Annotated in this window: 17 protein-coding genes and 1 tRNA gene; 5 read left to right on the forward strand and 13 right to left on the reverse strand. The window is 47.6% G+C overall.

Going from position 1 to position 14222, the window contains the following annotated elements:
• Nucleotides 1–1029 precede the first annotated feature (1029 nt).
• Together ACLBWT_RS01695 and ACLBWT_RS01700 are read left to right on the forward strand one after the other, a co-directional pair.
• On the forward strand, nucleotides 1030–1440 hold the full coding sequence (locus tag ACLBWT_RS01695; protein ID WP_447661365.1) for a hypothetical protein: 411 nt from the start codon (nucleotides 1030–1032) through the stop codon (nucleotides 1438–1440).
• An 11-nt stretch (nucleotides 1441–1451) separates the two neighbouring features.
• On the forward strand, nucleotides 1452–1652 hold the full coding sequence (locus ACLBWT_RS01700; RefSeq protein ID WP_447661366.1) for a hypothetical protein: 201 nt from the start codon (nucleotides 1452–1454) through the stop codon (nucleotides 1650–1652).
• A gap of 90 nt (nucleotides 1653–1742) precedes the next feature.
• Here the strand turns inward: ACLBWT_RS01700 and ACLBWT_RS01705 are convergent, their stop codons facing one another.
• Nucleotides 1743–1892 carry a hypothetical protein gene (locus ACLBWT_RS01705; protein WP_447661367.1) on the reverse strand — a complete coding sequence of 50 codons (150 nt, stop codon included), beginning with the start codon at nucleotides 1890–1892 and terminating at the stop codon, nucleotides 1743–1745.
• Between the two features lie 191 nt (nucleotides 1893–2083).
• On the opposite strand from ACLBWT_RS01705, the gene ACLBWT_RS01710 reads away from it, so the two are divergent.
• Nucleotides 2084–2872, forward strand: a complete 789-nt coding sequence (locus ACLBWT_RS01710) for a hypothetical protein (RefSeq protein WP_447661368.1) — start codon at nucleotides 2084–2086, stop codon at nucleotides 2870–2872.
• Nucleotides 2873–3150: 278 nt separating this feature from the next.
• On the opposite strand, the gene ACLBWT_RS01715 is transcribed toward ACLBWT_RS01710, so the two are convergent.
• The 9 genes from ACLBWT_RS01715 to ACLBWT_RS01755 form a co-directional block, all read right to left on the reverse strand.
• Nucleotides 3151–3756, reverse strand: coding sequence for a tyrosine-type recombinase/integrase (locus ACLBWT_RS01715; RefSeq protein WP_447661369.1), 606 nt, complete (start codon nucleotides 3754–3756; stop codon nucleotides 3151–3153).
• Nucleotides 3757–4236: 480 nt separating this feature from the next.
• Nucleotides 4237–4322, reverse strand: a tRNA-Leu gene (locus ACLBWT_RS01720).
• 264 nt (nucleotides 4323–4586) lie between these two features.
• Entirely contained in the window at nucleotides 4587–6131 is a 1545-nt protein-coding gene (locus ACLBWT_RS01725; RefSeq protein ID WP_447661370.1) for a hypothetical protein, read from the reverse strand.
• 35 nt (nucleotides 6132–6166) lie between these two features.
• Nucleotides 6167–6601, reverse strand: coding sequence for a hypothetical protein (locus ACLBWT_RS01730; RefSeq protein WP_447661371.1), 435 nt, complete (start codon nucleotides 6599–6601; stop codon nucleotides 6167–6169).
• A 252-nt stretch (nucleotides 6602–6853) separates the two neighbouring features.
• Entirely contained in the window at nucleotides 6854–7537 is a 684-nt protein-coding gene (locus ACLBWT_RS01735) for a M23 family metallopeptidase (RefSeq protein ID WP_447661372.1), read from the reverse strand.
• 131 nt (nucleotides 7538–7668) lie between these two features.
• On the reverse strand, nucleotides 7669–7995 hold the full coding sequence (locus ACLBWT_RS01740; RefSeq protein WP_447661373.1) for a hypothetical protein: 327 nt from the start codon (nucleotides 7993–7995) through the stop codon (nucleotides 7669–7671).
• A gap of 188 nt (nucleotides 7996–8183) precedes the next feature.
• On the reverse strand, nucleotides 8184–8414 hold the full coding sequence (locus ACLBWT_RS01745) for a hypothetical protein (RefSeq protein ID WP_447661374.1): 231 nt from the start codon (nucleotides 8412–8414) through the stop codon (nucleotides 8184–8186).
• 68 nt (nucleotides 8415–8482) lie between these two features.
• Entirely contained in the window at nucleotides 8483–9205 is a 723-nt protein-coding gene (locus ACLBWT_RS01750) for a ParM/StbA family protein (RefSeq protein WP_447661375.1), read from the reverse strand.
• A 449-nt stretch (nucleotides 9206–9654) separates the two neighbouring features.
• Nucleotides 9655–10590, reverse strand: a complete 936-nt coding sequence (locus ACLBWT_RS01755) for a DUF2971 domain-containing protein (RefSeq protein ID WP_447661376.1) — start codon at nucleotides 10588–10590, stop codon at nucleotides 9655–9657.
• Between the two features lie 227 nt (nucleotides 10591–10817).
• Here ACLBWT_RS01755 and ACLBWT_RS01760 point away from each other — a divergent pair, with 227 nt between their 5' ends.
• Nucleotides 10818–11000, forward strand: a complete 183-nt coding sequence (locus tag ACLBWT_RS01760) for a KTSC domain-containing protein (protein WP_447661674.1) — start codon at nucleotides 10818–10820, stop codon at nucleotides 10998–11000.
• On the opposite strand, the gene ACLBWT_RS01765 is transcribed toward ACLBWT_RS01760, so the two are convergent.
• Genes ACLBWT_RS01765 through ACLBWT_RS01775 form a run of 3 tightly spaced genes read right to left on the reverse strand, consistent with a single transcriptional unit; the run spans nucleotide 10997 to nucleotide 12249 of the window.
• Entirely contained in the window at nucleotides 10997–11269 is a 273-nt protein-coding gene (locus ACLBWT_RS01765; protein WP_447661377.1) for a BC1881 family protein, read from the reverse strand. The two genes, ACLBWT_RS01760 and ACLBWT_RS01765, sit on opposite strands and share 4 nt — an antisense overlap.
• Entirely contained in the window at nucleotides 11175–11849 is a 675-nt protein-coding gene (locus tag ACLBWT_RS01770; protein ID WP_447661378.1) for a M15 family metallopeptidase, read from the reverse strand. The genes ACLBWT_RS01765 and ACLBWT_RS01770 overlap by 95 nt, the downstream gene beginning before the upstream one ends.
• Complete coding sequence (locus tag ACLBWT_RS01775) at nucleotides 11830–12249, reverse strand: phage holin family protein (RefSeq protein WP_447661379.1); 420 nt, start codon at nucleotides 12247–12249, stop codon at nucleotides 11830–11832. Before ACLBWT_RS01775 ends, ACLBWT_RS01770 begins: the two co-directional genes overlap by 20 nt.
• Before the next feature lie 1095 nt (nucleotides 12250–13344).
• On the opposite strand from ACLBWT_RS01775, the gene ACLBWT_RS01780 reads away from it, so the two are divergent.
• On the forward strand, nucleotides 13345–14211 hold the full coding sequence (locus ACLBWT_RS01780) for a phage antirepressor (RefSeq protein WP_447661380.1): 867 nt from the start codon (nucleotides 13345–13347) through the stop codon (nucleotides 14209–14211).
• Nucleotides 14212–14222: the final 11 nt, after the last annotated feature.

The raw sequence follows: 14222 nt of genomic DNA on the forward strand, positions 1-14222 counted from the left end.
CCATGCTTTACCAGCACAGGCTCTTCCTATAAATCCCTCTTAACTGTATTCTAAGGGTTATAATACTCCTTTGAAGAACTGATGGTTCTTGCTGGTCATTTAGATCCGTCATACATAGAAGAAAATCTAGACCACTCAACATAGCGGATAATTGAGTTTAGCAAAGAATTGCCTAACGAAATGAAAAATGGAATTATAAATTTGCTGGAGAGTTGTTGGAGAGCAAATGAAAGTAAAACATGAAGAACCGGTAACTTAAGATCGGCTCTTTTTATTTCCACACTAGGACCTATAGCAACGTATTTCCATCCATTCTCAAGGCAGATTTCCCTAGCCTTACATATAGAGAGGCATATGGGCTTCCCGAGAATAAGTGATCCAGAAGCATCTTTTGCAAGTAGCCAATGTGTGAGTGCTTGATATTATAGGTCATGATGCATTCTCCTATGATTTATTATGATCAGTTATTGCCTTCTTTACTTTGCCCCTTTAAGTCTGATCTCATCTTTATCAGTATCGTATGAGTCAAAGAAGTCCAGGTTGATCCAGTGTTTTGTACATCTGTTCAATTTGTTCACAACTTGGACTTTCCATTCCATAATCCTCTAGAAGCTTCAAAGCAAAATATATATATTTAAATAAAAATTATAGATGTTCCCTAAATTGTAATATCCTTCATTCTAATTTAAGATTATAGGAGTATTTGCCTAGAGGATAGCGGTAATGGTGGAAGCATATTGAGGAGGTTATATGGTGGGATTAACTTCAATCATTCAACAAGATCACTCATGTATAAGTTGGGATACGACTTTAACCAGTGGAGAGAAAGTAGAAGTTAATATAAAGATCGGAAATGAATATATAGTGCAACCATTGAACCCATTGAAAACTTAAACATAGAGATAGGAAATGTCTAGTTCTCAAATTTGTTGAAGATAAGTTGAGGAACCCAATGACTGTTAGAGTAAAGTTTAAGGATACTGGTCGATCAGGTATTGTAGATATTACTGACCTTCGGGAGATGTAGAGATGACAGCAATAATCAACCAATCAGAAATCAAACTCCAAAGCCTCGTCGATTCCTTCTTCCATCGTATAGGATATAAAGCCTATACCCACATTAAAATCAATATCGAGGACATAAGGACAACCAAAAAGCGACTCCAGATATGGGGTAACAAGCCAGGCATTTACTTCTTCGTCCAGGATAGCATTATCAAGTATGTAGGCCGTGCTACACCACGTATAGGGCTTGCACAGAGGGTATATGAGCACTCTAATGCCTTCGGTGGTCTCGATGGTTGGGACAACGTTATAGGTGATCCTACTGTGACTATTGGTATTTTTACATTTGATGACACAGAAGATTGGCATTGGTTAGCATCACTTGAAGTATTGTTAATGGATCGGCTTAAGCCTCAATTCAATAAGAGGTTATAGGTGGTGCAATCATGTTGATATCAATAACAGATGTGGATGGCTTTAAACAATATAAGGCTACTGAAGGATACTTCATTATCACTGATACGACTGGAACTAAAGTACATACCAATCGTTGTGTGCATGTAGACGTTTCTCACTTTAGGGAAAAGGTCATTGAAAATAATGCTGCAAACGGTAATTACCTCTTCACGGATGACTTGTTAGAATAAATCGTGTATCCAAAGGTAAAGAAGTATACTGATTGCAGACGAATATTATAAAGAAGCAGCTCATCTAATTTGATGGCTGCTTTTATTTTCTTATTTCTTATCTAATTTAGAATCCAAGGAGTCGATTTTCCCTTCGATTCTTTTAAATTTTTGGTTAACCGAAACAAAGAAAGAAATAAGAGAAATAAAAAGTAAAATTAAAACTAATGATGACATTAATGAAGCTCCATCAAATGTCATAACTCACCCTCCTTTAAAAAATATACTTCAATTATATAAATATACATAATAAACTTCATCAAATCAAGGGAATTTATACTTATTTTATTATATTAATTTGGTTGTTTCGACCTATATGTAATTTAATATAAAAATGGTATGATTTGGTTGAGTGGATTTAATTTAACAAACAATATCAAGGAGGTTTTTAAGTGTTTCGTAAGTATTTAACAACTATTGCATTAATTACCTGTCTTGTTGCTCCTTCAGTTGTTTCAGCTAAAGACTCTCAGGATTTTAATGACTTGGAAATTAAGAAATTACATGAGCAAATCTTTACCCTGGTATCTAATGGACAAGAGAACCAAGTAGAAACTCTTCCCCTTTATCAAAAGTATCAAGAAATTTTCAGAGAAGATTCTGAATTAAAAGCGAATTATCTACTTAGCCTTGAAGCAAATAAGGCTTCAGATGATGCAATTGAGATAGTAGAAAAAGGAAATAAAACATATGAGATTTTTGAAGATGGTAGTTTCTCGGTATTAACCAATTCAATAAATGCAAAACCATTGGACAACAGTGGTGGTGGTTTCTCTACTTTTGGTGTTGTTCAAGATACGGGAGAGCAATATTATACTGCCACTAGTGGACAATTAATTACTAATGACGCTAGACATGATATTTGGGGAGCTTATAAAACCGCTGAACTCCATCTCGTTACACAAGCAAAAATCTATAGTACTTCAGCAACTATTACAAATACTTCTACTTCCGGCACTTCTTCATGGTTTCCAGGCGGATTCAGTTCTACTGGCACTTCCATCTCTACGAACAACGCAAGAACTGTTCAATCTGTTGGAGATTATGCTTATACAGTAACATGCCCAGTGGGATGGGGGGTATGTGCTTCAACAAATTTCCAAATAAAAACAATTATTGATGTTAAATATGCTGGAAATGGCTCAATCACATTTACATCAAGAAGTATTGTTACAGATTAATTAAAAAAATTAAATTCACTCATTTAAGAGAAGCCATTATTGGGCTTCTCTTTTTTTATATTTTAATACTTTCATAGCAGATCTCTTATTCAACAAAACCCGGATCAGGCTTTAACTTATTAATGACTACTTTTCCTCAGGAGAGAATGAAACGCCTGTATGAGCCTCCTGGAGCCGTCTAATGCACATAACAAAGAGACCCTCAGGTTATGAGAGTCCACTTTGTTATGAACATTATCTATTTCAATTTTCTAAGTCTTGATACTGTCGGCAAAGTATTAAGCGGAGATCTTCTCATGCTCTTTCTTGGTATCATCTTGCGTCAATGCTACATAACGCTTAGTCATGGCTAGATCAGTATGGCCTAAGCTCTTTTGAAGCACGAGTGCATTAGCTCCGTTTCTAGGAAAGTTCAAGGCGAAGCAATGTCTAAGGTCATACGGCCTAATATGGATGCCTAGTTGCTTACTGTAGACCTCTAGACGATCTCCCCATGTATGCCTGTTTAAGGTCTTCCCTTCATACGTACAAAAGATTGGAGTCATAATTCCCCACTCCTCTGAATGTACGCTTAGGAGGTGCTTTATAGCCTTCACAGTTGATTGTAAGAGATGCAGAACCCTCGTCGTCCTCGTCTTAGCATTCTCCGCACTGATACATACCTCTTTGACCGTTGAATTGAAGTCAATTCGAAGTAGAGAAAATGCTTCCTTAGGTCTAATTCCTGTATCGAGCGTAAGTAAAATGAGAGCATAATCTCTCAAGCCGGTATAAGTCTGTTTATCGGGAAGTTCAATAAGTCGTTTTAATATCTGGGGTTCAATGTTGACGATACGCGACTCATCATTCCTCTGTTTAAAATTGATGAGAGGATTAGTATCCATTATTCCTCTGTTTAAAATTGATGAGAGGATTAGTATCCATTATTCCTTCTTCAATACACCACTTAAAGAAAGTCCTGAGATACACAAGTCGATTGTTGAACGTCGCAGGTTTAATATCCCCAGAGAGATGTTTAAATAACTTTGATTTAAGCATGTCAGAATCTTTCAGCGTGGCATCAAAGCGAGTAAAGAACAAACTGACATGACCCCTGTAATCATTCTGCGTCTGTAGACTAATGCCTTGCGCTTTCTTAAACGTCAAAAAGTCATCTAGACACTTCTCCCATTGCCAATTCTTCCGACGAGCCACATTCTTAACTCTGGACATAAAAAAGACCCCTTTCACAGTTAAGTTAAAAGGAGTCATTCAACAAATCCTGTGCATCAAATTAGGTACACAGGAATTAGTGTATTCAAGTTAATATTAAAGCTAGCATTAAATCCTCAGAAACCCTTATATAACAAGGAATCATCAAGAAGTGCCGAGGACGGGGATCGAACCCGTATGGTAGTCACCTACCGCAGGATTTTAAGTCCTGTGCGTCTGCCAGTTCCGCCACCTCGGCGCATTAACCGCGCTGTTATGCGATTCTTTACGATCTCGCACCGCGCTTTATCCGTCTCGGCGTATGGGATGCGGTCAGCAGGCGAAAGCATTCGTAATACACAATCGCGCAATTGTCGCGTACCTGTACGTCCAACATTGACGAACGTTATCTTAGCATATTTCGTCATTTCAAGTCAATGTTTACTTGACCGCCTCAGCGCTATACACCGGTTGTGGTAGCTTCGTTATGAATCGCGCATACCCTTCCGCGTTTTTGACTAGGTTAAGCGAATGGTACCTCGGCAGTTTCAGCACGTCCTCCTCGGTGTACGGATACAGTTCGCTTTTCAACTCGTCGTAATTCTTTTTGTCGCACCCGGAAATTAACATATATGACGCGTTGGAGGACCGCAGTTCGTCGCGTATATGGCGAATTTGATTCAGATAATGCGCGCTGATAATCGGCTTGAGCCCGAATTTTCGCGTACTGGCTCAATTTGGAGCGCATGAATTGCTCCGTATGTTGGACCTGATACAACTCGTCGGCCACGAGATTGACCTTCGTCATCTTCGCTCGGTCACCGCCCAGGCGTTTGCTCCGCATCTGTAGCGCGAGCCATATTTTCGTCGAACAATACGTTGTGTAGACGTCACGCTCCGAGTCCGTCGAAAACATGTCGGAGGGCATCCGGATGCATATCAGTTGGTTCCGCTGCATTTCGTCGACCAGGTCAACGTTGCCGGCCGTCCCTTTATCCAACATGCGCTCCATATACGCGTTTTGCTCAAACTGGTTCAAGCGATCGATGATCCCGACGACATACGTCTCTTTGGTGCCGACGATAGCACCGCCCTTGTCTCGGTCGTCCAGCTCGCTGAGCGATCGGATATATTTGCGCAGATTGTCGCGCTGGGCGTTCGGAACTTTCGCGATAAGGGCCGCGCGTACTTCGTGATCTTGGAGGCAATCGAAGACGCTGCGGATGCTTCCGCCGGATATAAACGCGACCAGCGCGGCAGATACGAGATAGCGCTGCATCTTGGCGGACAGCTTGGTTTCCTCCGCCTTGATCGAATTGACGAGCGTAAGAAGCTGCGTCGTCTGCTTTTTCGCGCCGTCGTAAGCCTCGAACGGGTCCGCGCTCGTGCCGACTTCGTTATAACCAAGTCCTTGCATGCGCCTGACATCGCCGCATTTAATAATAAGCGTCTTCTCCTTCGGGATCACGGCGGCAACTTCGCGCGACAGCTCACATTGTCCGATGTAATCGAAGATGATGACACACTCGCCCGCGGCTATTGCGTCCCGGCTCAGGTTCGCGATTAATGTTGATTTGCCGGCGCGTGTTGGTCCGATTAGCACAAGCGTTAGATTGCGGTATTCGCGATCTGATGACAGATAAGCGCGTTGCTCGTGGCCGCGGTAAGTGTTGCTGCCGATGCACATGACACCTTCCTTGAGGTCGTCCGGAACCTCCGTCTCCTGCGTTTCGACGCGATCGATAAAGTTGTAGCGTTCTAAACCGTCACGCCCCGCCAATGCGATAAAGTTCTGCGCCTCCTGGTCGCCGATTTTGTTTCGCGATGACCGGACATCGCGGTCAGTAAAACGAAACTGCCGGCGGTGAGGACGGTAGGTGAGGCGATTGTCCTCCGTCAAGGTGTCAAAAGACTGCGCAAGGCTCCGCGCGGCATTTCGCTGCCTTAGCGCGTCAGAGCTTTCCGCCATAACGACAATCTGCGTATCAATGACGGTACCGCTCGCTTTTTTCGCGGTGCTTTCGCTGATTTGACGAGATCCGTTCAGACGTTCGATTAGCGATTCCATATAATCGGACCCATTAACTACCGCTTTGCTTCCGCCTAATGTCTCTGCGATCTCCTTGAAAATCGCATTGCCGGTCGCGAGCAGAAACTTAAACGCGTTCCGAGCTTGTTACGTTCGACCGGCAGCCGGCGGTTTACTTTATCGATCGTGGCTTTGTAGAGATGCCGCCAACTTATCTGAGACGTCGGGATGAAGTTGTAGAATATGCCGAGGCGGTCACCTTCCTCTAGCAGCTCAACCGCGTTCAGATTCGAATTTAATAAATCATTGCTCCGTCGATCGGCCGCTAGGCTGAGCGCGTCTTCCTTTTCATACGCCAGTTCGTAGCGAGTCGCATTAGGTCCGAATATCGGAAGTTCCGGAACCTCTTCAATAGTCACTTGCCCCCAAACGTCGGACATTTTCTCACGGAGATAAGCGTAGTGCTGGCGAGGTACGACGAAGTAAAACTCAACTTTGCGCTGTTCCATATAGATGTAATACGCTACCTTACCGGGCAATGCGTAACTGTATCGCGTCCCTAGAACGAACTCGCGTCCGAGCGCTTTTACAACGCGATGCTCCTCCATTTTTACGTTGGCGAGCGCGCCCTTGTATAGCGCGGCGATGGCGCGAGCTACTTTATGCGTACCTTGGTTGCGGACGGAGTTGTTCGGTTTAATGCGGAGGAAAACGTATTCGGGGCGAATGATACGGAGGAGCTTTCGAAAAAAGCATGGATTTCATCGCGATATCCCTCCTCCGATTAGCCGAATCAACGAGTATACGCCGAACAATAAGCCCGACCAGCGATAACCATCACGCAGTCCTATTGCGCCTAAAATGATAAGCACGGTACATCCGATGAGGCCGGCGCCGTAACTCAGGTTGAGAATGATTCCGCCAATTTCCGTCAGCCAATCGAAGAGATGGTCGCGGAAACTGTGCGTGACATGCTCTTTCGCAGCGCCCGCCGCTTTTTCAGCGATCCACCATGCCGGACCCTTTACGCCGAGAATGGCGGGGCCGGCGATCTCCCCGCTGTACCTCTGCAAGTCAGGGATCAGGCCGCTCGGATCAGCAAAGCCGCCATCTTTTATGAGGCCAAAGTGAAGGTGTGGCCCGCTGCTGTGCCCTGTGTTGCCGCTCATGCCAAGCAGCTCTCCCGGGTACACTCGCTCGCCGGCATGGACCGAGACGCTATCCATGTGGCCGTAGACGTGCAAGTCGCCGCTATCCGTACGGACGATGACGCCGCGGCCAATGTTGTCGGCTCCATGATCAACGATGCGTTCCACGGTGCCGGAAGTGATGCTGTGGAGCTCGGTGCCTCGGGGCATCGCCAAATCAACGCCGCGATGCTCCCGGCCGCTGCGTATCTCTTCCATAACACCGAACTCCGAGGAAACGTGGAATTTCATAGGCATCGAGATCACATCCCCTCGAATAACGTTTCGACCTGGCCGAACGCCCACGGGAGTCCGAGCAGGATTACTTAAACCATTAAATACGCGAGGCCGGACTTGCGCGCTTGGATGAAATCACCCTGAACCGTCGCCTATATCGTATCGAATGCGCCCTTGATGATGACCCACCTACCGATCCCGATCAGTTTCGAGTATAGGCGCTCAGCCCCCGCATCTATCCCGACATCTCCTGCCGCTGCAAAAACGGCATCCACGCCGCCGGCTCCGAGAAGTACCGTAAGTGTCAGCGCGCCTACCTGGTAAATGAGCTTATGCCGCTCGATATGCTCGACGATGATAGTCGCGCCGGCCCGAATGTGTTCCGCGAAGGAAGCGCGCACAGGCTCTGTAATACTCGTTACTGGCCCCGGACGGAGATCAACGCGAAAGCCGGTAGGCATTGCCGTTAAAGTCGCCATTTATATTTCCTCCCGCTGGATCGTGTTGTACTGGCATTTTTTCAGTCGCCGCCGCATATGCTGAGGGTATACCGCCCGCAGCGCCCTAACCAACGTCTGCTCATACGAAATCCACGCGCAAAACGCCTCTACATAATGTTGCTCCTGCGCTTCTAAATGAGAGACGTCCTTACCGTTCACGATTGTTCTCATAATATATCCGCCATTGCATCGCCATCGAGAAAGGCAGGCGCTGTGATTGCGGATATTTGCGTTGTCCCGACGACAGGAATGCCATGTCCTCCGGACTTGAACGCGAAGAGGACCGCCTTTACAAATCCGCTGATATTTCCCGCGCTTTGCTCCGTTAGCCACGCGTCAAGTTCGCGCTGGTGCCTGTTCTCCGTATTAAAAACAATCTGCCGCTTAACGTAGCTCATGATGTCGCGCTCCCCACTCGGTAAAATCCGATGCATTCGCGTACAGCGGATTGTTCATCGGCCTCGCGTTATGGAAGTATGGGCGGATCAGCTCCGACAGAAGGGGCCGCGCGACCTCCGCAGATAAAAACGTTGTCGCCCGCCTCCCATTTCTTGCTGAGTTCGCCCGCAATGCGTGCCGCCATCTGCTGAGGATTATCCGCGTTGGTCGTGTTGAACCCGAAAGGCAGCGTTCCGGAGTCGCGGTCCACATATCGCCGATCGCGCATCGTCACGAAATTCACCGTCTTACTACCGGCGTCGATGATTCGGACAAGCCCGTCGACTGGTGCCGACCAGAAAGCACCTCCGCCCTCTACCGCTACCTTTACGTTGAGGATTCGGATGGTCCGCGCCTCTCCGTTAACTTCAATATCCCATTTACCGGTCAGCAGATCGCTCATGGCAGCCTTGGCCGCCGGATCGTGGAACTCAACGGGAAGGCCAGTCGTTACGTGGACGTTAGGCATGCCGGCGCGATGAATGGCGGTTAAAGCGAGCAGGAGCGTGTCGGCATGCGCTTTGTTATCGGTCATCATGTGGCGGTGGAACTCCGATTCATTTAGCGCGAGACTGCCGATGAAATAGCGTTCGCCGCGGAACATGACTTCGATATCGTCTTCGCGGCTACTGACGAGGCGCCTCTCCCGCCATTCGCCGACTACCGACGGGATAAAAAGCGTCTGGTTTCCATTGAACGCCTTGACGCCGTTACGGCCGACGTCGAGCCCAAGCGTTGGTACTGCGCTCATAAGCATCGTCTCCTCTGCGTTGGTCAGTACGTAGGTGGTATGAAGACTAGCGGTGAAGGAGGTGCGGTAGTAGGTAGGTGCGACGTACTTCGTATGCCTTAGCCTATGCGGCGTGGCTTGGTCAGTTGTTTCAGGTTTTTGTATCTTTTTTCATAGAGTTGTCCATACTGGAAGTAGAAAGGTGTGGACAATCGTGGGACTTGGGAAAAAGAGAACTAATCTAGGAAAGTTCATTGATCGGGAAGGGATTTCTCAACGCGAACTCGAAGGTAGCGGGGTGAGTCGGCATACAATTGGAGATGTTTGTAATGGCGAAAAGAATATCGACCCCCACCCCGAAACGAAACAGAGAATCGTGAGCTGGCTAAGAAAGAAGGGATTCGACGTATCAGCATCAGATTTTTGGAATTAAAAAAACTCACCCGCGTAACTGCTGGTGAGTAGGTCGCCTAATATCGAAGAGGAATAACCGATTTTTGAATAATAACGTCAGAATAAGAGTTATAATTTAAAAATACCCTCATTCCTGCTTCAGCTATGTCTAAATTGTTTTTTGGTCCAATTGTTACATAATCAACAGGAAACTTAGATGTATTGGGTTTAACTTTAACAAAAGGAATTATACTTTCTCCCATAGTGCGAAATTTCGTATTTATGTCTGGCTCCATCTCAAAAATAATAATTCTAAATTCCTCTTCTGATGCAAATTTTGGGTGCTTAAAGTTCAAGGCATATGTAAAGAAGGATAGGGTTAAAGCATTGTATAATTTGTCCACGTAATAATCCGTAATTTTTGCTCGTTGAGGGGTTGAAGCTAGTGTATAAATAAGTTGATTATACCGCCCGAAAAATTCGTTTAAGAGCATTCCTACCTGTTCTTCGGGGTCGTAATTCACTAATGCAGCGTGTACTGCCATATTATCTTGGTAAAGTGATTTAATAAACTCGTCTTTACGAAAACCAATGTTATATCCATTACCTTTTGAATAGTTTGAAAAAAGTAAGTGAGAGTCCTCGTTAGCCGACATCGAAAAAACAAAACTCCGATCAATAATTTCCTGAAATTTTTCTTCGAAGTTAAATTGAGTAAGTTTTAGTTTACTAATTAAAAAGCGAAGAATATCACCGTCCGTATCACCTTGTAACCTAAGTTTTTCTATATCACTTTCAATAATATTAATAACTTGTACCAGTACGTTTGTAAAATACTTTACCTCTTGTGCATCATTAAGGAAGTCACAACGAGATACCCATAGCTCATTTTCTCCGAGCATCCCTATTAGAGCTTGATTATTTGTGTAATGGTAGATATGGGTTATTTCAAGACCTACATCTAATTTGGTACCTACCTTCTCGAAATCATACTCTGTTATAGTATCTACCAATGCAGTTCCCCCATCATCTTCCAATCTCAATTTTAATATAAAATATTTTAGTCTTAATTACTACAAAAAAAACGCCCACCTCCGGAGTTATCCGAAAGTGGGCGTTCGTTATTTATTCTGCGGTTGCTGGCCAGATGTCGCCCCGCAGGAATTCTCGCCATCAGTGGCGAAGAGTGTCCGCGGAGGTGATTGATATTACGAACATGGTACACGTAGCTTCCTCGAACATGTCGTCGGTTGGTTATGATGCAGCCTCGCGGACACTCTATGTACGGTTTCTGACCGGCGCCCTTTACGCGTACGCAGGCGTTCCACCGCATGAACACGCTAATCTCATGGCAGCGAGTTCACACGGAAGTTACCTTTCAGCGAATATTAAAGACCGCTATCCTTATCGCCGTATCGGTTAGTCCGCGTTAATCAAAATCACAGCCGGACCACTCGTCCTTACCGTTTGCGTTCCGGCTGTAACCGAGACTAACTCGTATGGTTCGACGATAAGTACGCTAACCCCTTGACGGCGCGTCAGTTCCTCCGAAAGTTCCTTCGTACTGAATCTCGATATGTCCACGTTATCGCCTCCATTATCCATTCTGCGGCTTTTGCCCGCTTGCAATACGAAGAACATCCGAAAGCCGGCCGATCTCCTTCCGCTCGGCGACCGTCTTTGCAGCTCCATATGCCGGCTTAAGATACGCGTTAATAATCGCGTCCGCGTCCGCGTCTGCTTTCTTCATTTCCGCTTCCCCCTCGTTAATCTTCGCTTGTGCCGCCGCAATCTGTGCCGCCGTCGGACGCTGACCACCGCGATAGGCTGCCGTAGAAATTCCGAATGTCATTTCGAAATGCGGCAGATCCGTAAACGTCCGCCAGTCGCCGCCCCACTCGAAGCCCAAGCGCTTCGCTTCCGCTACAACTTCGTTCCAGTCCGCGATGCCGTCGCGATCATCGTCGCGCTTCGTATCCCAGGAACACGTACGGCCATCCGGAAGCAGTAGCGCGAAGTCGATCTCCACACCGAAGTTATGATTCGATTCGCCGCCGCGGGCTTTCGTTACGATAGCGCCGGGAGTCGTGCGGCCTTGCGCGTAGAGTGCTTCCTGTTCCGCGATGGTGCGGAGTCCTTGCGTAATGACGATCGGCACGCCGCGATTGTAGCAGCGCTCGATAAGCGCGGAGGCCGCCGCAGCCACAACGGGCAGGAGGCCGGTCAGTTTCGCGGAGGATTTGGCGCGTACATTATCGAGAGTCAACGTCATCCTTAACGCCACCTTTCGCCTTCAATACGGTAATTGCGTCCTTCAGGCGGTCGGGCAGCGGAAGGCCGGCACGGCCGAAATTCTCCGTCACGCTGACTAACTCGTTGGCAACGTAAAACCATACCGCCGCGACCATGATAACGTCCGTGCCAGCGAGTACGTCCATGCGATGCGCGAGTAGGATAACGAGAAACGTCAGTCCTTTTTTAGCGAGGCCGAGCGCGCCGACAGCGGAAGAAAGTCCGGACCCCTTGCGCACAGATGCGGTGAGGCCCGTCACGATATCCAGCGCGATAAGAAGCGACAGGAAGGCGAGTTCCTGCGACCAGCTTCCGAAGGCATACGAAATAAGGCCGGCGGCAATTCCCGCGACCGTGTTGATTACGTTTTGACCGTTCATTTTACGCGCTCGCCTCCAAATCATCTACGGCGCCGGCGAATTCGTCCGTTGTCTTCGCCCATTCGTAAAATTGCTTATGATAGTTTTCGGAGCCTGGCGCGACGGTACGAAGCGGAAAGTCCGTACTTGGAACGGCGGCTTACCCTCGGCGCGTGTCTCTTTGTTTGCGTAATACATTACTTTTACTTCGATTTCCTGCGTTGTGCCTGAGAGAGACGTCGCGCGCACATATGCATTTTCGACTTTAATACCGCTATTTAGTTCAACGGGTAATGTCAACGCCATTCGAACACCTCCATTTAATCTGCCACTCCATCCGTCGCGCTCGTCGGCGGAACGTCAGCTTTACGAAACTTCGAACCGTCATCGTTAATCCATCGATACCATCGGCCCATTTTCAACGGCTTTTGCCACGAGCCCTGTATCGATAGCGCCCCATCTCTCATCGAAATATTACCGGTTGCGCGATCGACAATGAGTGTCTGACCAAGCAAGTTTCCCGCATCATCGCGGCGGTAAATTACGAAAGAAGAACCCGTATTACTTCCGAGTTCTGGATCGCCTTCCGCACGGATTACCCAGCGGTCGATTCCGTCGGTCTGAATACGAACGCCGCGTACCGTTCCCGCAGGACCCGATGCGTAAAGGTGATCGGAAATGTACGTAAATAAAGACCGCCATCTGTAATCGTCAGCGGCGGCCCTATAGCAGATATACGGTTCGGACTTGCTACGCGATGAATTTAGTACGGTGAATATCTTGCCTTTATGATAGGATTTCGCAGTCGGGAGGCTATCCACAATTGCATGTGAAGAAGTTACACTGTTGGAGTACATTTTCGCCGGGGCGGTCGGTCGGCAGTCGTTGTCTAGCGTAACGACCGCGGTGGCAAACGCGGTTATGCGGAGTGGGGGCGGTTTGGCGGCCGCCTTTCGTACGGCGTCGTACCCGACATGCGAGGGCGCGACCCTTCGAAAAAGAACGTTTGTTCGTGTTTCTGATAAGAGTATACGGAGTGGGGTAAAGACGGTTTCAAAAGTATTTGTACCACAAGGAACTCTGCGATGTTCATTAATTATAAGGAGGCGGTTAGGCGTGGCATTAACTTCAATTTTTTCGTTTAAGTCGGGCGATGTTCGGACGGCGGAGAACAACGGGCAGATATGGTTTGCGGCACGCGATGTCTGCTCCATTCTCGAAATCAGTAATGTAAGCGTTGCGGTTAACGGAAACAGGTCCCGAGGTGATATGGGCTTAGACGACGACGAGAAGGGGCTATACAATGTATACACCCCCTCCGGACCGCAACAGATGCTGTGCGTTAACGAATCCGGCCTGTACGCGCTGATTGGAAAAAGCCGCAAGCCCGAAGCGCGGGAGTTTAAGCGGTGGATCAACCACGAAGTTCTCCCCACTATTCGTAAGACTGGTGGCTTCGTCGCGAACGAAGATCTATTTCTCGCTACGTATTTGCCGACCGCAGACGAGGGTACCCGTGCTATGTTCCGCCAGACATTAGAGGTCGTACGCAAGCAGAACGAGGCGATTGCGGTCATGACTCCGAAGGCCGAAGCATTTGACGCCTTTATAAGCGCAGACGGTACGCAGTCGCTCGATGATGTCGCGAAGGTGATCGGCGAGGGTCCGTACATACTGCCTCGGAAGCTGCGTGAGGCCGGCGTACTCATGTCGTCAAGGCGGCGCCATAACGTGCCGTACCAGCGGTTTATCGACGCGGGCTACTTTGTTATGCGAGAGGTGACGATCGACCACGATACGCATCGCTCAAACCGTGCCACAATCCGCGTGACGGCGAAGGGCGTCGAGTTCATCCGCCGAGTGCTGCGCGAGCCTAAAACTGCATCTGCGGTGCCTGAGCGGCGGCCTGCGGCTCGGTTTATTCCTCAAACACCAACGCTTCGTTTGGCTGCCGGAAAAGGAAAGACACCACTCTTTATGTAGTGGTGCCCCTC

It is taken from the genome of Paenibacillus sp. D51F (assembly GCF_053345695.1).

Bases quoted from the DNA above. Each gene is read 5' to 3' on its own strand.
- ACLBWT_RS01750 (WP_447661375.1), bottom strand. From the start codon at position 9,205: ATGAGCGCAGTACCAACGCTTGGGCTCGACGTCGGCCGTAACGGCGTC.
- ACLBWT_RS01715 (WP_447661369.1), bottom strand. From the start codon at position 3,756: ATGGATACTAATCCTCTCATCAATTTTAAACAGAGGAATGATGAGTCG.
- ACLBWT_RS01740 (WP_447661373.1), bottom strand. From the start codon at position 7,995: ATGGCGACTTTAACGGCAATGCCTACCGGCTTTCGCGTTGATCTCCGT.
- ACLBWT_RS01770 (WP_447661378.1), bottom strand. From the start codon at position 11,849: ATGACGTTGACTCTCGATAATGTACGCGCCAAATCCTCCGCGAAACTG.
- ACLBWT_RS01745 (WP_447661374.1), bottom strand. From the start codon at position 8,414: ATGAGCTACGTTAAGCGGCAGATTGTTTTTAATACGGAGAACAGGCAC.
- ACLBWT_RS01765 (WP_447661377.1), bottom strand. From the start codon at position 11,269: ATGGAGCTGCAAAGACGGTCGCCGAGCGGAAGGAGATCGGCCGGCTTT.
- ACLBWT_RS01725 (WP_447661370.1), bottom strand. From the start codon at position 6,131: ATGGAATCGCTAATCGAACGTCTGAACGGATCTCGTCAAATCAGCGAA.
- ACLBWT_RS01775 (WP_447661379.1), bottom strand. From the start codon at position 12,249: ATGAACGGTCAAAACGTAATCAACACGGTCGCGGGAATTGCCGCCGGC.
- ACLBWT_RS01730 (WP_447661371.1), bottom strand. From the start codon at position 6,601: ATGGAACAGCGCAAAGTTGAGTTTTACTTCGTCGTACCTCGCCAGCAC.
- ACLBWT_RS01695 (WP_447661365.1), top strand. From the start codon at position 1,030: ATGACAGCAATAATCAACCAATCAGAAATCAAACTCCAAAGCCTCGTC.
- ACLBWT_RS01735 (WP_447661372.1), bottom strand. From the start codon at position 7,537: ATGCCTATGAAATTCCACGTTTCCTCGGAGTTCGGTGTTATGGAAGAG.
- ACLBWT_RS01760 (WP_447661674.1), top strand. From the start codon at position 10,818: ATGTCGTCGGTTGGTTATGATGCAGCCTCGCGGACACTCTATGTACGG.
- ACLBWT_RS01700 (WP_447661366.1), top strand. From the start codon at position 1,452: ATGTTGATATCAATAACAGATGTGGATGGCTTTAAACAATATAAGGCT.
- ACLBWT_RS01705 (WP_447661367.1), bottom strand. From the start codon at position 1,892: ATGACATTTGATGGAGCTTCATTAATGTCATCATTAGTTTTAATTTTA.